Below are 22,744 nucleotides of genomic sequence, written 5' to 3'. Positions count from 1 at the left end.
GAAGCCTTCAGGCTCACAAAGCGGGTGGGTCAGTATTCGACGGAAATCTAGGGTCAGAGATTGGCGGAATCCAACAGCGAATGATCACCTTGGTCATTTGCCCATGAGGCACAAGTCGCTTGCTCCTCGGCTGAACGCCCACGATACCCGCCGCATCAACTTTCACTTCGTGAAAGGGGATCACGGCATCGATCGCTGCAAGCTCCCTCTCGACTACCTCCACTTGCTGCGTGAGTTTGCTTTGATGTTTCAGGAGCTGGTCTAGGCGTCCCTGATGAACTGCGCGCGTCCTGATCAACCACGCCATCGAGGAAGGGGTACGACGAAGGTTCGTATAGTCGCGATTTTTTGGCATCCCTCAAGGGTTTCACTTTCCCTGAGAGAGGTCTTGTGCAACAGCTAGATCAGGCCGGCCCCAACGAAAAAAGCCGCCACATCACTGTGGCGGCTTTTTTCATGGGCGACGGCGTTGGCCGCCTTCTGCAGTGGGCTCAGCGCGCGTTCTGCAGCGCCGCGATGCGCTCTTCGATCGGCGGGTGCGTGGCAAACAGCTTGCCCATCGCGCCCGTGATGCCCATGGCTTCCACGGCCTTGGGCAGTTCGCCGGCCGGCAGGCCGCCCAGGCGCGCGAGCGCGTTCATCATCGGCTGGCGGTTGCCCATGAGTGCGGCGGCACCGGCGTCGGCGCGGAACTCGCGCTGGCGCGAGAACCAGGCCACCACCATCGCGGCGGCGAAGCCGAGCACGATGTCCAGCACGATGGTGCTCACGTAGTAGCCGATGCCGGGGCCCGACGAGCGGTCGTCGCCGCGGCGCAGGAAGCTGTCGACCGCGTAGCCGATCACGCGCGAGAGGAACACGACGAAGGTGTTCATCACGCCCTGGATCAGCGTCATCGTGACCATGTCGCCGTTGGCGATGTGCGCGACTTCGTGGCCGATGACGGCCTCGACTTCTTCGCGCGTCATGCCCTGCAGCAGGCCGGTGGACACGGCCACGAGCGACGAGTTCTTGAACGCGCCGGTGGCGAAGGCATTGGGCTCGCCTTCGAAGATGCCGACCTCGGGCATGCCGATGCCGGCCTTGTCGGCGAACTTGCGCACGGTGCCGACGATCCAGGCCTCGTCGGGCGACTGGGGGTTGTCGATCATGCGCAGGCCGGCCGTCCACTTGGCCATGGGCTTGCTGATGAGCAGCGAGATGATCGCGCCGCCGAAACCCATGACCAGCGCGAAGCCGAGCAGCGCCGTCAGGTTGAGCCCGTTGGCCGTGAGAAAGCGGTTGACGCCGAGCAGACTGGCGACCACGCCGAGCACCGCGACGACCATCACGTTGGTCAGGACAAACAGAAGGATACGTTTCAAGTTGAATTCTCCGTGGGGAAATCTGCCCCCTTAGATAAGGGCCCCGGGGCCCTCTTCAAGCCGCGCGCGACGGGGAGGCCCTCGGTGTTGCTTCCGGTGGAGCCATGATAGGAGCAAAAGTTCTGGCGCCCCGATATTCCCCGCAGGAGTCAAGGCCTGTCAGAAAAGGCCGCCGGTGCCCGGCGCGGGGCGGGTGGCGATGTCGGCCTCAAGGCGGTCGCGGCGGCGGCTGTCTTGCGTCCAGCGCAGCCCGAACAGCACGCCGTTGACCAGCACCAGTCCCACGGCGAACAGCCACCACAGCGCGTGCGCGCCCGCCGCGGTCATGCGCGAGGCATCGAGGCTCGGGTCGACGCGCACCCACGGCGTGCCGGTGGTGTCCTTGCCGCTGGCGGTCACGAGGCCTTCGAGGGTGAAGGGTTTCAGGCTGTCTGGTGTGGCGTTGAGCTGCAGGCGGGTCCAGCGGGCGAGCGGGGTGCTCTCGCCATCTTCGGCCTTGCCGGGCTGCGCCGGCGTGTCCACGATGCGCGTGGCAGACGCCAGCAGCACGCCGCCCTTGGCGGGCACGATGGCGGCGCGCGCCGTCTCGATCTTCGCAGCCACCGCACTGTCGACGGCTTGTTGCAACGCACGCCGGACAGACGCCAGCTGTTGTTGCGACAGCCTCAGGGATGCGTTCTCCTGGCCCGTCGCCACGCTCGCGGCCAACGCCTGCCAGGTGATCACGGGCACGTCGACGCCGTCCTTGTTGACGGTGGCGTCGATGGTGCGCACGAGGTCGCGCTGCAGGCTCTCGCAGGCGGAGGGCGACAGGCCATCGGCGTCCTTGCAGGCGGCCTCGATCGCCGCCACCGACTGGTCGAAACCCCGCGCGATCCACAGCGTGCGCTCGCGCGCGCTGTAGGCCGCGAGCCTGTCGTCCACCCGTCCGCCCTGCAGAAGCCGCTGCACCTCGATCAGGCTGGACATCGTGTAGTCCTCGGACACACGAATGAAGTGGGGGCTGGCGAGCGCCAGCACGGTCTGCGGAATGTCCAGTGAAGGAATGACGGGCGCGGTGCCGTTCCAGCGCACCAGGGTGCAATCGGTGGCGGGCACGCCGGCACGGCCGCTCAGGTCGATCTCGCACCGGCCTTCGCCTGCCATGCGCGCGCGGCTGCCCCAGGGCGGCGGATTGTCGGCCAGCTGCCCGACGTCGACATACGCGGCGGTGTCGTTGCCATTCATGACCCACTGCGCGGCCAATGCGGCCTCGCTGCGCAGGTTCGGCACCGACAGCGCGACCGCACCTGCAGCGAGCAAGCCGATGATCAGATGCAGCAGGTGCCGTCCCCAGTACACGGGCTGGAAACGCCGCCATTCATCGCTCACCGACCACTTGGGGCCGAAGCCCACTGCGCTGTAGTCGCTGGTGCGCAGTTCGGCCTCGATCACCTCGCCGTGCACCACCGTGGCTGCGTTGCGCCAGTGCGAAGGCAGCACCAGGCTCAGCTTGTCGCCGATGAACAGACCCACGGTCTGGACCGAGGTATTGCCGGCATTCGTCACCGAAATCTGGTTGAGCATGCCGCGCACGCGGTTCACCGGTTGCGGCTCCCGCTCCGGCGCCGTGGCCGGCGGCTTGCGCACGAACAGCCACGCGGCCCACACGCCCGCGAGCATGCCTGCGCCCAGCAGATAGAAACTCGCCGCGCGCGTGGCGTCCCAGGTGGCGACCCATAACAGCACGAACGCCAGAAGCCACGCGAAGGCCGAGGCCCACCCGCCGCGCCCGATGCGGCTCTCGACCTCCTCGGGCGTTTCGGTGCGCTGGCTCAGGATGTCGACCTCGCCGCGCTGGTAGCGCGCATTCGGGTCGGTCGCGATCGATGCCACCACGGCTTCAGGCACCGCCGCGCCAGTCGCCACTTCGGCCGCCACGGTCTCATCGAGCGACGACAGCGCGCCGAGCTCGCCGCGCTGCCATTGTTGGTCTTGTGCCTGCTGGCGCTGCGCGCGCGCCCGGCCTTCAAGCAGTTCGAAGCCGTTCAGGCGGATCACCACCGCGCACTTGCCGGACAACACCACCTGCGCCTCGTTGTACGCCTCGACGTAGTGGATGGCGTCGTAGGGCAGCAGCACGTCGACATCGCCGAGGGTGTCGTGCAGCGTGGTCGCGCCTTGCGTTTGGAGGCCGTGGCGCACGAACGCGCCGTCGAGCTCGTGCACGTTGTCGCCGATCACGAGGCCCTGCCCCATGAGAAAGGGTTGCAGCGCCGATTTTTCTTCGTCGGTGATGCTGCGCAGCACCGGCGAGCTGCTGCGAAAGTCTTTCAGGGCATTCCGGTTCTCGGAGCGCCGCGACATGTAGGTGATGAAGCTGTAGATCCCGTAGAGAACCAGCCCGAGCTTGAGAACGATGAGGACGGTGTCCATCTTTTTTTGAACCTCCCTGATTTTTTTGACGTACGTCGCGCGCACTTGCGCGCGATGCGACCGCCAGCCGAGGGCCCTCCCGAACCCGTGCGTGCTGGCGTGGCTTCAGCCTGCCGACGAGCCCGGCAACGGTCGAAAGACCTGCGGGTCGGCGTAGAACGAAGCCGCGTCATTCTCGATGCACCAACCGGGCACGCCGAGCACCGGCAGGGGCACGAAAGGCTTGGCTTCGAGCCTTTTCGCACCGATGTTCCGGGCGATTGCCGCATCGTCGAGGGCTGCGGCGCCGGTCGCACGGTGTGTCAGCAGCACATGCGCGGTGATCGGCTTGCGCGGCGTCACCAATTTTTCGAGCAGCGCGTGGCCGAAGAGCAGCAGGCGGGCCTCATGCCACAGGCTGCGCTGCGTGACGAACAACGCCTGCCAGTCGCGCGCCACCAGCGCCTCCCACAGCGCAGGCGGCGCATCGAGCACCGCACCGTTCTCGTCGAACAGCGTGAGCGCATCGCGCAGCGGCCCGCGCGTGGCGCCGACGCCGGCGCGTGCGATCTCGGCGGCCTGCAGTTCATTGAGCCGGCGCTTGGTTTCAGGGAAAGCCAGCCAGACGAGGCCGTTGAAGAAGTCGTGCAGGTTGTCGCGCGTGGGCACGGTGCGCGTGCGGAAGATGTGGGCCTCGTAGGCCTGACCCTCGGGCAGCGCGTCCTGCGTGACGAAGTCGGGCACGGTGGGTGGCTTGGCCATCTGCAGCGCGGCGGCGACGGTGCCGCTGTGTGCAACGGCCCGCGCCACGGCTTCGCCGGGATCACGGTACGGCGCCAGCCAGGGTGCGGCCCAATCGATGGCCGCGACCGCCGGCAGGCCCGGGCTCAAGGCGCGGGCGCCCCCGTCCATCGGATGCGGTCGGGATGCTGCATCACCGCGAACTCGCCCGTGAGCTTGTCGAACAGCTTGAGCGAGCTGCCGCTCTTGCTGAGCAGGCCGGCGGTGCGCAGGGCCTTGGCCACGTCGTTGAGCGGCACGTCGGTGCCGCGGCGCAGCGCGGGCACGGCTTGCAGGATGAACTCGGCGGCTTCGGAGATTTCAGGCTGCTGGGGCGGTGGTGGTGCCACCGGCTTGGCCACTTTCGCCGTCGTCTTGCGTGCGGTCTTGGCCGCAGCCTTCTTCGCGGGGGCCGTCTTCGCGGCCGGCGTCTTCTTCGCAGCCGCCACCTTCTTGGCCGGCGCGGTGCGCACGGCCGGCTTGATGCCGTGGTGCGCGAGGTCGATGAAGCTGTCGTAGATGCCGACGGTCTCTTCGCCGGTCTTGCCCTGCTGGCCGATGCCGCAGACGCGGCAGCCCTTTTCGCGCAGGCGGATCACGAGCGGCGCGAAGTCGGAGTCGGACGACACCAGCACCACTACGTCGGGCCGCTCGGCGATCACGAGGTCGATGGCGTCGACGGCCAGCGCGATGTCGGTGCTGTTCTTGCCCGCCGACAGGTTCACCATGGGCCGCACCGACAGCCGCTTGAACAGCGCCTGACGGTTCACGGCCATCTCGGCGTTGCAGTAGGCGCGGCGCACGTGGATGGCGCCGTAGTCCTCCATCGTGCGCTGCACGGCCTGCTCGATCACGTCGGCCGAGACGTTGTCGGCGTCGATCAGCAGCATCACGCGCAGCGACGACAGGGGCACCGGCGCCGTCATGCGAGCTTCCAGTTCACCGTCTCGCCACCGCGCAGCGGCTTGAGCGTGGCTTCGCCGTAGGGCACGGTCTCGGGCAGGGTCCAGGTTTCGCGCTTCAGCGTGATGGTGTCGGTGTGGCGCGGCAGGTCGTAGAAGTCCGGGCCGTGGAAGCTGGCGAAGCCTTCGAGCTTGTCGAGCGCGTTCACGCTGTCGAAGGCCTCGGCGTACAGCTCGATGGCGGTGAGCGCGGTGTAGCAGCCGGCGCAGCCCAGTGCGTGCTCCTTCAGGTGCGCGGGGTGCGGCGCGCTGTCGGTGCCCAGGAAGAAGCGGTCGCTGCCGCTGGTGGCGGCCTCGACCAGCGCCACGCGGTGCGTCTCGCGCTTGAGCACGGGCAGGCAGTAGTAGTGCGGGCGGATGCCGCCGGTGAAGATGGCGTTGCGGTTGTACAGCAGGTGGTGCGCCGTGATGGTGGCGGCCGTGAAGCGGTCGGCGTCGCGCACGTAGTGGGCGCCTTCCTTGGTGGTGAGGTGCTCGAACACCACCTTGAGTTCGGGGAAGTCGCGGCGCAGCGGAATCATCACGCGGTCGACAAACACGGCTTCGCGGTCGAACAGGTCGATGGCCGGGTCGGTCACTTCGCCGTGCACCAGCAGCAGCAGGCCGTGCTTCTGCATGGCCTCGAGCGTCTTGTAGGTCTTGCGGATGTCGGTCACGCCGGCATCGCTGTTGGTGGTGGCGCCGGCCGGGTAGAGCTTGAGCGCGCGCACGCCGGCTTCGGCGGCCAGCGCGATTTCTTCGGGCGGCAGCTTGTCGGTCAGGTAGAGCGACATCACGGGCTCGAAGGACGTGCCCGCGGGCACGGCGGCGCGGATGCGGTCGCGGTAGGCCACGGCCTGGGCGGCGGTGGTCACGGGCGGACGCAGGTTCGGCATGATCAGCGCGCGGCCGAACTGGCGGGCGCTGTGGGGCACGACGGCTTCGAGGGCGGCGCCATCGCGCACGTGCAGGTGCCAGTCGTCTGGGCGGGTGATCGTGAGGGTGTCTGTCATGGCGGGCGCAATTGTCGCATCGCCCCCTGAGACGGGCCCTACCCCAGCAGGTATTCGCGCACCAGCAGGCGCGCCCGGTGCAGCCGGCTCTTCACGGCGCCCGGCGGCTCGCCCAGGCGCTCGGCGATCTCGGCAATGGTGAGTTCCTCGAAGTCGCGCAGCAGCACGACCTCGCGGTAATGCGCCGGCAGCGATTCGAGCGCGTTGGCCAGGTCGATGCGCAGCGCATCGTCGCTGCGGGCCGCGAGCTGGCGTTCGACCACGTCTTCGTCGAGCGGGTCGTGGCGGAACATCGCGCGCTGCAGGCGCAGGCATTCGCGCCGGATGACGGTGAACAGCCACGACGAGAACGCCGCAGCCGCCTGCAGCCCGCGCACCCGGCGCGCGACCACGAGCAGCGACTCCTGCACGGCGTCGTCCACGTCGCTGGCCTGGCAGTGCCGGCGGGCGTAGCGACGCGCGTCGGTCTGGCAGGCGGCGAGCAGGCCCTCGATGGCGACAGGGTCGCCGGTCTGCGCAGCCAGGATCAGGCAGGTGCGGTCGATCGCTGCGGGGGCCATGGGTCAGCGGCCCTTGTCGAGCCTGCGCCCGACCATCGCGCACATCGGGCAGAAGCCGACGAGTCCGGTGAGGGCCAGCATCGCGCCCATGAGGCCGACCGCGACGGCCATGGCGTCCGCCGGCCAGTTCAGGGCGGCGAAGGCGAGGCCGATGAGACCCAGGGCGATGCGCAGGGCGCGTTCCCAGCCGGGGAGGTTCTTGACGTAGAGCATGGTGGTTTCCTTCGATCCGTGACGTGTGAATGCGGAGGAGCAGAGCGCCCCTCCCGCTTGGAAAGAGGCGGCCACCCGCCGAAACGGTTCGCGGAAAGTCAGGATTTTTTCATGCCCTTGCGGCCACGCGCATCCGCAGCCGACACAGCTACCGCTGGAACACCCCGCAGATGCGGTCCGCCACGGCCTGCATCCAGCGCACGTGGCTGGTCGAGCTGCGCGCGCCCCGGCCCGGCGGCCAGGGGTCGAACAGGCGCAGCGTGGTGCCGCCCCCGCCGGGGTCGTTGTCGCCGCGGATGCCCGCGAGCACGACCATGTGGCCCGGCTGGCCGGCGGGCGCGCCGCCCTTGGCGCCCCAGCGCAGGTCGAACATCAGCGGCCCGGCGTGCAGCGCGGTGCGCAGTGCGGCGACGGTCCACGGACCGTGGGTCCGCAGCGTGAGGCCGTGCGCGGCGGCGAAGCGGCGGTTGTCGTCATCGTCATCGCGGCTGCCCTGCGCATGGCGGTCGCTGTCCACGCAGCGGCGCAAGGCACCGTCGGCGCCCATCAGCTCGCAGGGCGTGCGCGCGACCACGGTCTGCACGGTGGCGCGCGTGAGCATCGCTGTGGCCGCCGCCCAGCACAGCGCGGGCGCAGGCTGCGGGATCAGCGCCACGGGGTGCAGCAGCGGCGCGTGGGTTTCGTTGTCGAAGGCCACGTTGCGGGTGCAGGGGCCGGCCTCGCCGTCCTCGCACAGCCAGTGCGCGGCCTGCAAGCGCAGCACGGCCGCCCGGGTGACGGGGCCGTAGTCGCCATCGGGTACGAGGGCGGGGCTGGGTTGCAGCTTGCGGTTCAGGGCCTCCTGCAGGCGACGGACATCGGCCCCGCGCCAGCCCTGTTTCAGCGTGCTCATCGGTGGGAATCCCCCTTGACACAAGGATGCACGGACGAATGAAAGCGAGCGGATGCATTGTGAAAACGGCACGCCCCTGCGTCTATTGGTCGGAGGACATAGCCAGAACATGTGATGACACAGGGGTTCGCCCCCGAGCGATGGACCTTGGCCTTGGTAGGCTCGCTCCCCATGACCGCGCCCGCCCCGACCGCCCAGCCCATCGCCACCGAACTCGCCGACGGCGGCCTCGCGGCCCTGTTCACCGCGCCCGGCGGCGCGCCGGCCTTCGCGGTGCGCTGGCAGGGCGCCGTGCACGGCTACCTGAACCAGTGCCCGCACGCCGGCGGCCCGCTCGATTTCGAAGGGCAGATCCTCGAAAGCTCCGGGCGCTACCTGATGTGCGCGCGGCACGGCGCGATCTTCGAGCCCGACACCGGGCGCTGCGTGGGCGGCCCCTGCCGCGGTGCGCGCCTCACGCCGCTGGCGCTGCGCGAGGCGGCGGACGGCAGCGTGTGGCTGGCCGACTGACGCCGTCGAGCGGCTACAGTCGCGGCCTCTTCTCTCCGCCCTGCCCCATGCGCCGATTCGCTGCTTTCTCCGTCCTCGTTCCGGCCCTGCTCATCGGCGCGGGCTGCGTCTCGCGCCCCGCGCCGCGCGTCACCTTCCTGGCCGACGGCGTGTTCAAGTCGCCCACGGCGCAGGACGCCGAGAACTACTGCCGCAACTTCGGCGCGCCGATGCGCTTTTTGAGCAGCACGCTGTCGGAGGTGCCGGCAGAGGGTGTGCCGGCAGGCGAAGTCGTCTACCGCTGCGACTGAGCGTCTTCGGCTTCTTCCGGCCGCACCCGCGCCAGGATGAAATCGATGAACGTCCGGATCGCCCGCGTGTGCTGGCGGTTCGGCATGTAGAGCATGAACATCTGGGTGCCGAAGATCGACAGGCGCCAGTCGTCCAGCGTGGTCACCACGTCGCCGCGGCGCACGTCTTCCTGCACCACGTAGTCGGGCACGAGGCCCACGCCCAGGCCCGCGAGGATGGCCTGGCGCAGGAATAAAAAGTTTTCCGAGATCAGCGTCGGCTCCAGGATCACCTCGCGCCGCGTCTCGCCCTGGTAGGCCGAGATGCGCAGCTGCCGTCCGATGACGGCGGCCGTGACCACCGGCGTGGCGCGCAGCGCGTCCAGCTGCACGGGCAACGGGTGGCGCTCGGCGTACGCGCGCGTGGCGCAGGCCACGTAGCGCACCGGCCCCATCTCGCGCGCCACGAGGTTCTGCGGCGGCTCGGGAATCACGCGGATGGCGATGTCGACCTCGTCGCGCAGCAGGTCTTCGATGCGGTTTTCGAACACCACGTCGAGCACGATGCCGGGGTACTGGCGCTTGAAGTCGATGAGCCAGTCGGCCATCACGAGCTGGCCGTAGCCGCTGGGCACGCTCAGGCGCACGCGGCCCTGCAGGCCCTCGCCCAGCGCGGTGACCGACTCGCGCGCCGCCAGCAGCTCGCCCTGGATGGCCACGCCGTGCTGGTACAGCCGCAGGCCGATCTCCGTGGGCTCGGCGCGCCGGGTGGTGCGCCGGATCAGCTGCGCGCCCACCGAGCGCTCCAGCTGGTTCAGGTGGTAGCTGACGTTGGCGCGGGTCATCTTGAGCCGGCGCGCCGCCGCGCTCAGGTTGCCCGCGTCAAGGATTTCTACCAGCAGGGTGAGCGATTGCAGGTCCATGGCCGGATTGTGTCAAAAATTCTTTGACAGTCTGTCAACCACCTATGCAATTGTCAAAGCAGCGATGCCGGCCAAGAATGCAGGGCTCCCCAGAGCCCCGGACCCCTCGGCTTCACGAGGGCCTGCCACGCAAGCAAGAGACAAGCGACACGCACATGGCCACCCCCACTCCCAGCCCTTCCACGTCCAACGGTCCCGTCACCTTCCAGCGTCAAGGCGACGTGTGCGTGGTGACCATCGACAACCCGCCTGTCAACGCCCTGGGCGTGGACGTGCGCCGCGGCCTGGCCGCCGCCATCGACGCGGCCGAGGCCGACAGCGGCGCCAAGGCCGTGCTGATCGTCGGCGCGGGCCGCAACTTCATCGCCGGCGCGGACATCCGCGAGTTCGGCCAGGCGCCGCAGCAGCCCTCGCTGCCCGAGGTCTGCTTGAAGATCGAGAACTGCACCAAGCCGGTGGTCGCCGCCATTCACGGCGCCGCGCTCGGCGGCGGGCTGGAGATTGCGCTGTCGGCGCACTACCGCCTCGCCGCGCCCACCGCCAAGCTGGGCCTGCCCGAGGTGGCGCTGGGCCTGCTGCCCGGCTCGGGCGGCACGCAGCGCGCGCCGCGCCTCATCGGCGTCAAGCCCGCGCTCGAACTGATGCTCAGCGGCCGCCATGCGGGCGCCAAGGAAGCGCTGACGCTCGGCCTCGTCGACCGCCTCGGCGCCGAAGCCGACGCCCGCGCCGAAGGCCTCGCCTACGCGCAGGAACTGGTCGCCGCCAACGCCCCCGTGCGCCGCACGCGCGACGCCGCCGGCCTGGCCGACAAGGATGCCGCCCGCGCCGCCCTCGAGGCCGCGCGCGCCGACACCGCCAAGAAGAGCCGCGGCCTGTTCTCGCCGATGAAGATCGTCGAAGCGGTCGAAGGCGCGCTCACGCTGCCTTTCGACGAAGGCATGGCGCTCGAACGCAAGCTGTTCCTGCAGTGCATCGACAGCCCGCAGCGCGCCGGCCTGATCCACGCCTTCTTCGCCGAGCGCGAAGTGCTGAAGGCGCCCGAGACCCGCTCAGCCAGCCCGCGCGCACTCACCTCGGCCGGCATCGTGGGCGGCGGCACCATGGGTGCGGGCATCGCCGTGGCCATGTTGGATGCGGGCCTGCCCGTGACCATGGTCGAGCGCGACGAGCCCAGCCTCGCGCGCGGCCGTGCCCACGTCGAGAAGGTGTACGACGGCCTCATCGCCAAGGGCCGCATGACGCCCGAGGCCAAGGCCGCCGTCATGGCGCGCTTCTCGGGCTCGACCAGCTACGACGCGTTCGCGAATGTCGACATCGTGGTCGAGGCCGTGTTCGAGGAGATGGGCGTCAAGAAGGCCGTGTTCGCCGAACTCGACCGCGTGTGCAAGAAGGGCGCCGTGCTCGCCACCAACACCTCGTACCTGGACATCGACGAGATCGCCGCCAGCATCTCGCGCCCGCAGGACGTGGTGGGCCTGCACTTCTTCTCGCCCGCCAACATCATGAAGCTGCTGGAGATCGTGGTGCCCGCCAAGGTGAGCGCCGACGTGGTCGCCACCGGCTTCGAACTCGCCAAGAAGCTCAAGAAGGTGCCCGTGCGCGCCGGCGTGTGCGACGGCTTCATCGGCAACCGCATCCTGGCCGTGTACCGCCAGGCCGCCGACCACATGATGGAAGACGGCGCCTCGCCCTACGACATCGACGCGGCCGTGCGCAACTTCGGCTACCCGATGGGCCCGTTCCAGGTGTCCGACCTGGCCGGCGGCGACATCGGCTGGGCCACGCGCAAGCGCAAGGCCGCCACGCGCGACCCGCAGGCGCGCTACGTGCAGGTGGCCGACCGCATCTGCGAGCGCGGCTGGTTCGGCCAGAAGACGCAGCGCGGCTACTACCTGTACCCCGAAGGCGCGCGCACCGGCGTGCCCGACCCCGAGGTGCTGGCCATCATCGACGCCGAGCGCGTGCGCGCCGGCATCACGCCGCGCACCTTCACCGAAGAAGAAATCATGCGCCGCTACATGGCCGCCATGGTCAACGAAGGCGCCAATGTCGTGCTCCAGCGCATCGCGCTGCGCCCGCTCGACGTGGACGTGACCTTCCTCTACGGCTACGGCTTCCCGCGCCACCGCGGCGGCCCCATGAAGTACGCCGACACCGTGGGCCTGCCCAAGGTGCTCGCCGACATCCGCGAGTTCGCCAAGGCCGATCCGATCTTCTGGAAGCCGTCGCCGCTGCTCGTGGAGCTGGTCGAACGCGGCGCCGATTTCGCCAGCCTGAATCAATCCGAGTAACCGTTAGAGCCCACCGTCCAGGAGACAACCCATGCGTGAAGCCGTCATCGTTTCTACCGCCCGCACCCCGCTCACCAAGGCGCACCGCGGCGAATTCAACATCACCTCCGGCGCCACGCTGGCCTCGTTCGCGGTGAAGGCCGCGGTCGAGCGCTCGGGCCTGGACCCAGCGCTGATCGAGGACGCGATCCTCGGCTGCGGCTACCCCGAAGGCACCACCGGCCGCAACATCGCGCGCCAGTCGATCATCCGCTCGGGCCTGCCGATCAGCATCGCCGGCACCACCGTGAACCGCTTCTGCGCCTCGGGCCTGCAGGCCATCGCCATGGCCGCCGGCCGCATCGTGGTGGACGGCGCGCCGGCCATGATCGCGGGCGGCGTGGAAAGCATCTCGCAGATCCGCGGCCGCAGCCCCGGCGACGGTGGCGACCTCAGCCTGGACCCGTGGATCGTCGAGCACAAGCCCGAGCTGTACATGGCGATGATCGACACCGCCGACATCGTGGCCAAGCGCTACAACATCAGCCGCGAAGCACAAGACCGCTTCTCCGCCGAGAGCCAGCGCAAGACCGAAGAAGCGCAGCTGGCCGGCCGCTACAAGGACGAGATCGTGGCCTGCACCACCACGATGGCCGTGACCGACAAGGAGACCAAGGAGGTCACCCACCGCGAAGTCACCGCCACGGAAGACAACTGCAACCGCCGCGGCACCACCTACGAGGCGCTGGCCAAGCTCAAGCCCGTGATGGGCGACGACAAGTTCATCACCGCCGGCAACGCCTCGCAGCTGTCCGACGGCGCCTCGGCCTGCGTGATGATGGAAGCCAGGGACGCCGAACGCGCCAACCTGAAGCCGCTGGGCGCCTTCCGCGGCCTGGCGCTGGCCGGCTGCGAGCCCGACGAGATGGGCATCGGCCCGGTCTTCGCCGTGCCCAAGCTGCTCGCGCGCCACGGCCTGAAGGTGCAGGACATCGACCTGTGGGAACTCAACGAAGCCTTCGCCTCGCAGTCGATCTACTGCCAGGAGAAGCTGGGCATTCCGTCGGAACGCCTGAACGTGAACGGCGGCGCGATCTCCATCGGCCACCCCTTCGGCATGACCGGCGCGCGCCTCACGGGCCACGTGCTGCTCGAAGGCAAGCGCCGCGGCGCCAAGTACGCCGTGGTCACGATGTGCATCGCCGGCGGCATGGGCGCGGCCGGCCTGTTCGAAATTTACTGATTCATTGAGGAGTCCGCGATGGACCTGAACTTCACGACCGAAGAAGAAGCCTTCCGCAGCGAAGTGCGCACCTTCCTGGCGAACAAGCTGCCCGCGCGGCTGTCCGACAAGGTGCGCAGCGGCAAGATCCTGGAAAAGGCCGACATGCAGGAATGGCACGCCATCCTGAACGAGCGCGGCTGGCTCGCCAACCACTGGCCCGAGCAGTACGGCGGCCCCGGCTGGACCGCGGTCGAGAAGTTCATCTTCGAGAACGAATGCGCCCTGGCCTTCGCGCCGCGCATCGTGCCCTTCGGCGTCAACATGCTGGGCCCGGTGCTCATCAAGTACGGCAACGAAGCGCAAAAGAGCTACTGGCTGCCGCGCATCCTGAGCGGTGCCGACTGGTGGTGCCAGGGCTACTCGGAACCCGGCGCGGGCTCCGACCTGGCCGCGGTGAAGACCACGGCCGTGCGCGGCATCGACGCGCAGGGCGACCACTACATCGTGAACGGCCAGAAGACCTGGACCACGCTGGGCCAGCACGCCAACATGATCTTCTGCCTGGTGCGCACCAACCGCGAGGCGAAGAAGCAGGAAGGCATCAGCTTCCTGCTGGTCGACATGACCTCGCCCGGCGTGGAAGTGCGCCCGATCATCACGCTCGACGGCGAGCATGAGGTCAACGAGGTGTTCTTCTCCGACGTGCGCGTGCCGGCCGAGAACCTCGTGGGCGAAGAGAACAAGGGCTGGACCTGCGCCAAGTACCTGCTGACCTACGAACGCACCAACATCGCGGGCGTGGGCTTCTCGGTGGCCGCGCTCGAACAGCTCAAGGGCATCGCCGCCTCGCAGACCAAGAACGGCAAGCCGCTGGCGGACGACCCGGCCTTTGCCGCACGCCTGGCGCGTGTCGAGATCGACCTGGAGAACATGAAGACCACCAACCTGCGCGTGATCGCGGCGGTGGCCGGCGGCGGCGTGCCCGGCGCGGAAAGCTCGATGCTGAAGATTCGCGGCACGGAAATTCGTCAAGAGATCTCGTCGCTCGCCCGTCGCGCCATGGGCGTGTACGGCCGCCCCTTCGTCGCCGAAGCGCTGCAGGACGGCTTCACCGGCGAGACCTTCGGCCCGGCCTATGCCAAGGCCGCCGCGTCGCGCTACTTCAACAACCGCAAGCTGTCGATCTTCGGCGGCTCGAACGAAATCCAGAAGAACATCATTTCCAAAATGATTCTGGGTCTTTAAGGGGAACGGAATGAACTTCGCACACACCGAAGACCGGCGCATGCTCGCCGACAGCCTGAACCGCTTCATCGCCGAGCAGTACGCCTTCGATGCGCGCGACCGCATCGCGAAGTCGGCACACGGTTTCAGCAAGGAGATCTTCCAGAACTTCGCCGAGCTCGGCGTGATCGGCGCGCTGTTCAGCGAAGCCGACGGCGGCTTCGGCGGCAGCGGCTTCGACATTGCCGTGGTCTTCGAAGCACTGGGCCGCGGCCTCGTGGTCGAACCGCTGCTGGGCGCCGTGATGGTCGGCGAGGCGATCAGCGTCGCCGGCAGCGACGCGCAGAAAGAAAAGATCGGCGACATCGTCAACGGCGCCACCGTGGCGGCCTTTGCACACGACGAAGCCGACACGCACTACGAACGCACGCGCGTCGCAACGAAGGCCGAACGCAGCGGCGACGGCTGGGTGCTCAAGGGTGCCAAGGCCGTGGTGCCGCAAGGCGAGCAGGCCGACCTGTTCCTCGTGTCGGCCCGCACCTCGGGCAACGTCGATGACGAAGCCGGCATCTCCCTGTTCCTCGTGCCCGCCAAGACCGCCGGCCTCACCGTGCGCGGCTGCCCCGCGATCGACGGGGGCCGCGTGGCCGAACTCACGCTCGACAGCGTGACGCTCGGCGCCGACGCGCTGCTGGGCGCCGAAGGCCAGGGCGCCGCCACGCTGGAACGCGCCATCGGCCGCGGCGTACTCGCGCTGTGCGCCGAAGCCCTGGGCGCCATGGAAGCCGCCAAGACCGCCACGCTCGAGTACCTGCGCACGCGCAAGCAGTTCGGCATCCTCATCGGCAGCTTCCAGGCCCTGCAGCACCGCATGGCCGACCTGCTGCTCGAGATCGAACAGGCCCGCTCGGCCGTGATCAACGCCGCAGCCGCCATCGACGGCAGCGACCGCGTGGCGCGCGAGCGCGCGCTGTCGGCCGCCAAGTTCAGCATCGGCCGCATCGGCGCGCTGGTAGCGGAAGAGAGCATCCAGATGCACGGCGGCATCGGCATGACCTGGGAGCTGCCGCTGCCCCACTACGCCAAGCGCCTCGTGATGATCGACCACCAGCTCGGCGACGAAGACCACCACCTGCAGCGCTACATCGCTCTGGGCAAAGAGGTCGCAGCATGACGGACAATACCGTCCTCATCTCGCAGGAAGGCTCGGTCCGCATCCTGACCAACAGCAACCCGGCCGCGCGCAACGCAATCACGCCGACGCTGTACGTCGAACTCTCGGCCGCGCTCACCGACGCGCAGAACGACCCCGAGGTGGGCGCCATCGTCTTCACCGGCGCGGGCGACTTCTTCTGCTCGGGCGGCGACCTGAACCTGCTGGCCAAGCGCCGCGAACTGCCCGAGGCCGAACGCCGCGAAAAGCTCGAAGGCCTGCACGACCTGATCCGCGCGATCCGCGACTGCGGCAAGCCCGTGATCGCGGCGGTCGAAGGCGGCGCGGCCGGCGCGGGCCTGTCGATGGCGCTGGCCTGCGACATGCTGGTGTCGGCGCGCGATGCGTTCTACACGGTGGCCTACGTCAAGGTCGGCCTCACGCCCGACGGCGGCGCCACGGCCTTCCTCGCGGAGTTCGTCTCGCGCCAGCTGCTCACCGAGCTGTGCCTCACCGGAGACCGCCTCACGGCCGAGCGCCTGCACGCGATGGGCGCGGTGAACCGCCTGACCGACAAGGGCGGCGCGCTGGCCGAAGCCATCGCACTCGCCGCCAAGGTGGCCAACGGCCCGCAGCGCGCGAGCGCACGCATCAAGACGCTGTGCCGCCAGGCCCATCGTGCAACGCTCGAGGAACAACTCGAGGCCGAAGCGGTCTACATGGTGGCGTCGCAGGCCGATGCCGAAGCCGCCGAAGGCATCGGCGCCTTCCTCGGCAAGCGCAAGGCCGACTTCGTCGCGTTGCGCCACGCACCCCAGCCCGACGCGTCCTGACGCGCCGAGCCCCTCCCCGCGTGTGCATGCCGATGCAGATGCGGGGGTCTTTCGTTTTCCTGGAGTTGTTCCCATGCCCTCGCTGAATTCCTCGCTGCCGCTCGCCGGCGTGCGCGTCCTCGATCTGTCCCGCATCCTTGCCGGCCCGTGGTGCGGCATGGTGCTGGCCGACATGGGCGCCGAGGTGATCAAGGTCGAGCACCCGGGCCGCGGCGACGACACGCGCGACTGGGGCCTGCGCGTGGGCAAGACCGAGACCGCCTACTTCAACAGCGTGAACCGCAACAAGCGCTCCGTCACGCTCGACCTGCAGACGCCCGAAGGCCAGCAGATCGCACGCGACCTCGCCAAGCAGTGCGACGTGGTGCTGCAGAACTTCAAGTTCGGCGGCATCGACAAGCTGGGCCTGGGCTACGAACAGCTGCGCAAGGACAACCCGGGCCTCATCTACTGCTCGATCTCGGGCTACGACCGCACCGGCCCCGAGGCCGCGCGCCCCGGCTACGACCTCGTGGTGCAGGGCGAGGCCGGCCTGATGGCACTCAACGGCGAAGCCAACCAGCCGCCGCTGAAATTCGGCGTGGCCGCCGTCGACCTGTTCACCGGCATGTACTCGGCGCAGGCCGTGCTGGCCGCGCTCTACCAGCGCGAGAAGACCGGCACCGGCCGCCACATCGAGATGGCGCTGTTCGACTGCGGCCTGATGATCACCGCCTACTACGGCCTCGAAGCGCTGCTGATGGGCGAAGACCCGCCGCGTTATGGCAACTCGCACCCGTCGATCGTGCCCTACGGCGTGTTCGACGCGGCCGACGGCCCGCTGGTGATCACCGTGGGCAACAACGCCCAGTTCATGCGCTTCTGCACCGAGGTGATCGAGCGCCCCGACCTCGCGGCCGACGAGCGCTTCAAGACCAACATCCTGCGCTCGGCCAACCGCGCGGCGCTGCTGCCCGAGCTGAACGCCGAACTCGCGAAGCGCCCGCGCGCCGCGCTGCTCGAGAAGCTCAACGCCTCGGGCATTCCCTGCGGCGAAGTGCTGGGCCTGCTGGAGGCGCTGAACTCCCCGCGCGCGACCGACGCCGGCCTGGTGACCAAGCAGCCGCACCCGGTGGCCGGCGAGGTCCATGTGCTGGCGCCGCCCTACCGTTTCGATGGCGAGCGCCTGCCCGTGCGCAGCGCGCCGCCCACTTTGGGCGAAGGCACGCACGACGTGCTGAAGTCCCTGCTCGGCCTGTCGGATGAAAAGCTGGCAGCGCTGAAAACGAATGGCGTCGTCTGATCGCACCACGCGAAGACAACGCCCGCATCCCTGCAGAGAAATCCATGGCCTTCCCGTTCCTCCGTACCCCCCGCAACCCCGTGCGCCGCGCCCTGCTCGCGCTGGCCCTTCCCCTGCTGGCCGGCAGCGCCTTCGCCCAGGCCTGGCCGACCAAGCCGATCACGCTGGTCGTGCCCTTCCCGCCCGGCGGCCCGACCGACGTGGCCTCGCGCATCGTGGCGCAGAAGATGTCGCTCGCGCTCAAGCAGAACATCCTGGTCGACAACCGCAGCGGCGCCTCGGGCACCATCGGCGCGGCCTTTGCGGCCAAGGCCGCACCCGACGGCTACACCTTCGTGATGCTGGCCACGCCGACGCTGCTGGCCTCGCACCTGTACGGCACCGTGCCCTACGACATCTTCAAGAACTTCACGCCCGTGGGCACCGTGTACGACCTGCCGATCGTGATGGTGGTGAACCCGAAGGTGCTGCCCGGCGTGAACGGCCTGCAGGACCTGATCACCAAGGCCAAGGCCGACGGCGGCAAGCTCAACTACACGACCGCCGGCGCCGGCAGCTTCGGCCACCTGACGACCGAGCAGCTGAAGAACATCGGCAAGTTCGAGATGCAGCACGTGCCCTACCGCGGCAGCGCACCGGCCGTGACCGACCTCATCGGCGGCCAGGTGCCCGCAATGTTCTCCGACCTCGTGGCCGTGATCCCGCACATCCGCGCCGGCACGCTGCGCCCGATCGCCGTGGGCTCCGGCAAGCGCGTGAGCCTGCTGCCCGATGTGAAGACCGTGGCCGAGCAGGGCTTCCCCGGCTTCGACGCCACCTCGTGGGGCGGGCTGCTGGCCCCGGCCGGCACGCCGCAGGCCGTGGTCGACCGCATGAGCGCCGAGCTGAAGAAGGCGCTGGCCGACAAGGAAGTCGGCGAGAAGCTGCAGAGCGTGGGCTCCTTCGCGGCCTACGGCACGCCGGAGCAGACCGCCACGCGCATGCGCCAGGACTTCGAGCGCTGGGGCAAGGTCATTCGCGACAACAAGATCACGAACCAGTAAGACACGGCCTCCGTCCGCAGCCGGCAAGACCCCCTCAAGGAGACAACATGACAACAGGCAACGACAAGAACAACCCCACGGGAACGGCCAGCGCGCCGTTCCGCCCCCTGTTTCCGGTACGCGGTCTCGCCGACATCCGGCGGCTGGAAGAAACGCCGCTCGACGAAGCGCTCACGGTGCGCAGCACCTACGAGCTCTTCCGCAACTCCGGCGCGGCCTTCGGCGACAAGACCGCGCTGACCTTCCTGCGCAGCGGCAACCCGGCGGATGAACCCATCCGCTGGTCGTACGCGCAGCTGCTCGCGGGCATCCACCAGACCGCGAACCTGCTGCACACGCTGGGCGTGGGGCCTGACGATGCTGTGGCGGTGCTGCTGCCCGGTTGCCTCGAGTACCACCTGGCGCTGTGGGGCGGCGAGGCCGCCGGCATCGTGCAGCCGCTGAACCCGCTGCTCACCGACGAGAAGCTGGTCGCACTGATGACCGCAGCGCGCGCCAAGGTGCTGATCGCCTACGGCTCGGACGCGGAATCGGGCATGTGGTCGAAGGCGATGCGCCTGCGCGGCCAGGTGCCCACGCTCACCACCGTGCTGCGCGTGGCGCCGCACGACGAAGCGCCGGGTGCTGCAGGTGCGTTGCCCGAAGGTGTGGCCGAGTTCGACGTGCTGCGCGCCGCGCAACCGAGCGACCGCCTCGTGAGCGGCCGCGACATCGCGCCCACCGACATCGCCGCCTACTTCCACACCGGCGGCACCACGGGCGCGCCCAAGCTCGCGCGCCACAGCCACGGCGCGCAGGTGTTCACCGCCTGGGCCAGCGTGCAGCTGGCGGGCATGAACGAACAGGGCATCTCGATCAACGGCTACCCGCTGTTCCATGTGGCGGGCGTGCTGCCGGCCTCGCTCTCGTCGCTGTCGGCGGGCGTGGAGGTGATCATTCCGACGCCCTCGCTGCTGCGCAACAAGGAGGTGCTGGCCAACTACTGGAAGCTGGTCGAGAAGTACCGCCCGACCTCGCTGTCCGCCGTGCCCACGGTGCTGGCCGCGCTGGCCAACGTGCCGCTGGACGGCGCCGACATCTCCTCCATCACCTACTGCCGCACCGGCGCCGCCGTGCTCGCGCCCGAGCTGGCCGCGCGCTTCGAGCGGCTGTTCGGCCTGCACGTGCACGAGAGCCTGGGCATGACCGAGATGGCCGGCATCTCGACCATCACGCCGCCCGGCGTGAACGGCCCCGCGGGCTGCGTCGGCTTTCGGCTGCCGTATGCGCAGGTGCGCATCGTGGCGCTCGACGAGAACGGCAACGCCAGCGACCGCGAAGTGGCGCAGGGCGAGACCGGCATGGTGCTGTTCAAGTCGCCCAACGTGTTCTCGGGCTTCGTCGATCCGGCCGACAACGCCAAGGCCTTCACCGCCGACGGCTGGCTCGCCACCGGCGACCTGGGCTGGATGGACGCCGAAGAGCGGCTGCACCTCACGGGCCGCTCGAAGGACCTGATCATCCGCAGCGGCCACAACATCGACCCCAAGACCATCGAGGACGCGCTGGGCGCGCACCCGGCCGTGCAGCTGTGCGCTGCGGTCGGTGCGCCCGACGCCTACGCGGGCGAGCTGCCCGTGATCTTCGCGACGCTGGTGCCCGGCGCCTCGGCCACCGAGGACGAGCTGCTGGCCTTCACTTCTGCGCGCGTCGACGAGGCGCCCGCCCGCCCCAAGTGGGTGTCGGTGATCGCCACGATGCCGATGACCAACGTCGGCAAGATCTACAAGCCCGAACTGCGCGCCATGGCCGCGCGGCAGGTGGTGGCGGCCACGGTCGCCGAGGTCTGCGCCGCACTCGGCGTGGGCGATGCAGCCCGGCCGGCAGTGAGCACCGAAGGCGAAAGCCTCGTGCATGTGCAGATCGACGCCGCCGCAACGGGCGCACAAGCCACGGCACTGCAGGAGCGGCTGCAGAAGGCCCTGGAGCCGCTGCCCTTCAAGACGCGCATCGCGCTGAAGTGACCCACCTGCTTCTTCTTCGACACGATTTTCTGAAACCGAACGGGAGACAAACCATGACCCATCCATCTTCGAATCGCCGTGCGCTGCTGTGCGCTGCCGCCTCGACCGCCGCGCTGTTCGCGCTGGCCCCCGCGCATGCGCAGGCGCCCTATCCGAACAAGCCGATCCGCCTCGTCGTGCCCTTCCAGGCCGGCGGCGCGACCGACGTGCTGGCGCGCGTGCTGGGCCAGAAGATGTCGGCCAGCATGGGCCAGCCCCTCGTGGTCGACAACAAGCCCGGCGCGGCCGGCATCATCGGCACCGACGCGGTCGCCAAGGCCGCGCCCGACGGCTACACCATCGTGCTGTCGCTGAGCAACTCGCTCATGACCAACGAGTTCCTCTACGAGAAGCTGCCCTACGACACGCAGCGCGACCTCACGCTGGTCTACCAGATCGCGATGGCGCCGCTGGTGCTGGTGGTGCACCCCAGCGTGCCCGCCAAGACCGGCCCCGAGCTGCTGAAGTACGTGGCCGCGAACAAGGGCAAGGTGGCCTACGGCTCGTATGGCGTGGGCGCCTACCCGCACCTGGCCGGCGCGCACATGAGCCTCACGCAGCACGCCGACATGAACCACGTCGCCTACAAGGGCGAGGCACCGATGGTGCAAGACCTGATCGGTGGCCAGATCCAGATGGCCTACGCCAGCGCCCTCGCGGCCAAGCCGCACATCGACGCCGGCAAGCTCAAGGCCGTCGGCGTGACCGGCGAGCGCCGCATGAGCACGCTGCCCAACGTGCCCACGCTGGCTGAGCAAGGCCTGAAGGACGAGGCCTACCGCGTGACCGGCTGGCTCGCCATTGCCGCGCCCGCCAAGACGCCCAAGGCCATCGTCGACCGCATCGCCGACGAAGTGCGCAAGGCGACGCAGCAGCCCGACGTGCGCGAGCGCGTCGCGGCCATGGGCTTCGAGATCAAGGACAGCTCGCCCGAGCTCTTTGCCGCAGCCTGGAAGCAGGAGCGCCCCGTGTGGGAGCGCCTGATCAAGCAGTCGGGCGCCAAGCTCGAGTAACCCCTTTTCCCATTTTTGTCATTCAAGAGGAACAGCCATGAAAGTTCTGGTGCCTGTCAAACGGGTCGTCGATTACAACGTGAAGGTGCGCGTCAAGAGCGACGGCACCGGGGTGGACATTGCCAACGTCAAGATGAGCATGAACCCCTTCGACGAGATCGCTGTCGAAGAAGCGGTTCGGCTGAAGGAAAAGGGCATCGTGACCGAAGTCATCGCCGTCTCCTGCGGTGATGCCAAGTGCCAGGAAACCCTGCGCACCGCGATGGCGATCGGCGCCGATCGCGGCATCCTGGTCGAGACCGCTGAAGAGCTGCAACCGCTGGCCGTGGCCAAGCTGCTCAAGGCACTGGTCGACAAGGAACAGCCCCAGCTGATCATCCTGGGCAAGCAAGCCATCGACGACGACGCGAATCAAACGGGCCAGATGCTGGCTGCCTTGGCCGACCTGCCCCAAGCCACCTTCGCCTCCAAGGTCGATCTGGCCGCCGACAAGGTCACCGTCGCACGCGAAGTCGACGGCGGCATGGAAACGCTCACGCTCACGCTGCCCGCGGTCATCACGACCGACCTGCGCCTGAACGAGCCGCGCTACGTGACGCTGCCCAACATCATGAAGGCCAAGAAGAAGCAGCTGGACACCTTCAAGCCCGAAGACCTGGGCGTGGACGTGAAGCCCCGCCTGAAGACCCTGAAGGTCAGCGAGCCGCCCAAGCGTGGTGCCGGCATCAAGGTGCCCGACGTCGCCACCCTGGTGGACAAGCTCAAGAACGAAGCCAAAGTGATCTGAGGAAGAAGCGAAC

General features: G+C 68.8%; 22 protein-coding genes. 13 read left to right on the top strand and 9 right to left on the bottom strand.

What is annotated here, in order from left to right; translation table 11 throughout:
- Positions 1 to 265, top strand: a 265-nt coding sequence (locus tag AC07Q9_RS26840) for a hypothetical protein (RefSeq protein ID WP_495312396.1), incomplete at its 5' end; no start/stop codon positions are given.
- A 226-nt stretch (positions 266 to 491) separates the two neighbouring features.
- Here the strand turns inward: AC07Q9_RS26840 and htpX are convergent.
- The 8 genes from htpX to AC07Q9_RS26800 form a co-directional block, all read right to left on the bottom strand.
- Positions 492 to 1,364: a protease HtpX gene (gene htpX, locus AC07Q9_RS26835; protein WP_139701422.1), complete on the bottom strand. Its 873-nt coding sequence runs from the start codon at positions 1,362 to 1,364 to the stop codon at positions 492 to 494.
- Between the two features lie 159 nt (positions 1,365 to 1,523).
- A complete protein-coding gene (locus AC07Q9_RS26830; protein ID WP_495312395.1) occupies positions 1,524 to 3,779 on the bottom strand; it encodes an IgaA/UmoB family intracellular growth attenuator in 2,256 nt (751 codons plus the stop codon).
- A gap of 105 nt (positions 3,780 to 3,884) precedes the next feature.
- Complete coding sequence (locus tag AC07Q9_RS26825) at positions 3,885 to 4,670, bottom strand: DUF3025 domain-containing protein (protein ID WP_489059410.1); 786 nt, start codon at positions 4,668 to 4,670, stop codon at positions 3,885 to 3,887.
- Entirely contained in the window at positions 4,646 to 5,464 is an 819-nt protein-coding gene (locus AC07Q9_RS26820) for an NYN domain-containing protein (protein WP_495312394.1), read from the bottom strand. Before AC07Q9_RS26820 ends, AC07Q9_RS26825 begins: the two co-directional genes overlap by 25 nt.
- The gene (gene pyrC / locus AC07Q9_RS26815; protein WP_070060172.1) at positions 5,461 to 6,492 is read right to left on the bottom strand and encodes a dihydroorotase; all 1,032 of its coding nucleotides are present in this window, start codon (positions 6,490 to 6,492) and stop codon (positions 5,461 to 5,463) included. Before pyrC ends, AC07Q9_RS26820 begins: the two co-directional genes overlap by 4 nt.
- A 38-nt stretch (positions 6,493 to 6,530) precedes the next feature.
- A complete protein-coding gene (locus AC07Q9_RS26810; RefSeq protein ID WP_489059414.1) occupies positions 6,531 to 7,052 on the bottom strand; it encodes an RNA polymerase sigma factor in 522 nt (173 codons plus the stop codon).
- Between the two features lie 3 nt (positions 7,053 to 7,055).
- Positions 7,056 to 7,265: a YgaP family membrane protein gene (locus AC07Q9_RS26805; protein WP_495312393.1), complete on the bottom strand. Its 210-nt coding sequence runs from the start codon at positions 7,263 to 7,265 to the stop codon at positions 7,056 to 7,058.
- Positions 7,266 to 7,413: 148 nt separating this feature from the next.
- Positions 7,414 to 8,157, bottom strand: a complete 744-nt coding sequence (locus AC07Q9_RS26800) for a peptidoglycan-binding protein (RefSeq protein WP_495312392.1) — start codon at positions 8,155 to 8,157, stop codon at positions 7,414 to 7,416.
- 171 nt (positions 8,158 to 8,328) lie between these two features.
- Here AC07Q9_RS26800 and AC07Q9_RS26795 point away from each other — a divergent pair, with 171 nt between their 5' ends.
- The gene (locus AC07Q9_RS26795; protein ID WP_070060176.1) at positions 8,329 to 8,667 is read left to right on the top strand and encodes a Rieske (2Fe-2S) protein; all 339 of its coding nucleotides are present in this window, start codon (positions 8,329 to 8,331) and stop codon (positions 8,665 to 8,667) included.
- 47 nt (positions 8,668 to 8,714) lie between these two features.
- Entirely contained in the window at positions 8,715 to 8,957 is a 243-nt protein-coding gene (locus AC07Q9_RS26790) for a hypothetical protein (RefSeq protein WP_307582923.1), read from the top strand.
- On the opposite strand, the gene AC07Q9_RS26785 is transcribed toward AC07Q9_RS26790, so the two are convergent.
- Complete coding sequence (locus AC07Q9_RS26785; protein WP_495312391.1) at positions 8,942 to 9,859, bottom strand: LysR family transcriptional regulator; 918 nt, start codon at positions 9,857 to 9,859, stop codon at positions 8,942 to 8,944. The two genes, AC07Q9_RS26790 and AC07Q9_RS26785, sit on opposite strands and share 16 nt — an antisense overlap.
- Positions 9,860 to 10,014: 155 nt before the next feature.
- Between AC07Q9_RS26785 and AC07Q9_RS26780 the strand changes: the two genes are divergently transcribed.
- The 10 genes from AC07Q9_RS26780 to AC07Q9_RS26735 all read left to right on the top strand — a co-directional run bounded on the left by AC07Q9_RS26780 (position 10,015) and on the right by AC07Q9_RS26735 (position 22,731).
- Complete coding sequence (locus AC07Q9_RS26780) at positions 10,015 to 12,150, top strand: 3-hydroxyacyl-CoA dehydrogenase NAD-binding domain-containing protein (RefSeq protein ID WP_495312390.1); 2,136 nt, start codon at positions 10,015 to 10,017, stop codon at positions 12,148 to 12,150.
- A gap of 31 nt (positions 12,151 to 12,181) precedes the next feature.
- Positions 12,182 to 13,372 carry an acetyl-CoA C-acyltransferase gene (locus tag AC07Q9_RS26775; protein WP_495312389.1) on the top strand — a complete coding sequence of 397 codons (1,191 nt, stop codon included), beginning with the start codon at positions 12,182 to 12,184 and terminating at the stop codon, positions 13,370 to 13,372.
- Positions 13,373 to 13,390: 18 nt separating this feature from the next.
- Positions 13,391 to 14,599 (top strand): acyl-CoA dehydrogenase family protein, encoded by a 1,209-nt coding sequence (locus AC07Q9_RS26770; RefSeq protein ID WP_062478554.1) that lies wholly within the window; start codon positions 13,391 to 13,393, stop codon positions 14,597 to 14,599.
- A gap of 10 nt (positions 14,600 to 14,609) precedes the next feature.
- Positions 14,610 to 15,752: an acyl-CoA dehydrogenase family protein gene (locus tag AC07Q9_RS26765; RefSeq protein ID WP_495312388.1), complete on the top strand. Its 1,143-nt coding sequence runs from the start codon at positions 14,610 to 14,612 to the stop codon at positions 15,750 to 15,752.
- Positions 15,749 to 16,564 carry an oxepin-CoA hydrolase, alternative type gene (locus tag AC07Q9_RS26760; protein ID WP_495312387.1) on the top strand — a complete coding sequence of 272 codons (816 nt, stop codon included), beginning with the start codon at positions 15,749 to 15,751 and terminating at the stop codon, positions 16,562 to 16,564. The genes AC07Q9_RS26765 and AC07Q9_RS26760 overlap by 4 nt, the downstream gene beginning before the upstream one ends.
- Before the next feature lie 73 nt (positions 16,565 to 16,637).
- On the top strand, positions 16,638 to 17,846 hold the full coding sequence (locus AC07Q9_RS26755; RefSeq protein WP_495312386.1) for a CaiB/BaiF CoA transferase family protein: 1,209 nt from the start codon (positions 16,638 to 16,640) through the stop codon (positions 17,844 to 17,846).
- A 44-nt stretch (positions 17,847 to 17,890) separates the two neighbouring features.
- Positions 17,891 to 18,889 carry a Bug family tripartite tricarboxylate transporter substrate binding protein gene (locus AC07Q9_RS26750; protein ID WP_495312385.1) on the top strand — a complete coding sequence of 333 codons (999 nt, stop codon included), beginning with the start codon at positions 17,891 to 17,893 and terminating at the stop codon, positions 18,887 to 18,889.
- A 47-nt stretch (positions 18,890 to 18,936) separates the two neighbouring features.
- Complete coding sequence (locus AC07Q9_RS26745) at positions 18,937 to 20,892, top strand: acyl-CoA synthetase (RefSeq protein WP_495312384.1); 1,956 nt, start codon at positions 18,937 to 18,939, stop codon at positions 20,890 to 20,892.
- 53 nt (positions 20,893 to 20,945) lie between these two features.
- Positions 20,946 to 21,944 carry a Bug family tripartite tricarboxylate transporter substrate binding protein gene (locus tag AC07Q9_RS26740; protein ID WP_495312383.1) on the top strand — a complete coding sequence of 333 codons (999 nt, stop codon included), beginning with the start codon at positions 20,946 to 20,948 and terminating at the stop codon, positions 21,942 to 21,944.
- Between the two features lie 37 nt (positions 21,945 to 21,981).
- Complete coding sequence (locus tag AC07Q9_RS26735; protein ID WP_070060185.1) at positions 21,982 to 22,731, top strand: electron transfer flavoprotein subunit beta/FixA family protein; 750 nt, start codon at positions 21,982 to 21,984, stop codon at positions 22,729 to 22,731.
- The last annotated feature ends 13 nt before the right edge of the window (positions 22,732 to 22,744 follow it).

It is taken from the genome of Variovorax sp. GW821-FHT09A10 (assembly GCF_059418385.1).
The sequence above is the reverse complement of the archived record's forward strand: the minus strand, read 5'-3'. Positions and strand labels throughout refer to the sequence as shown.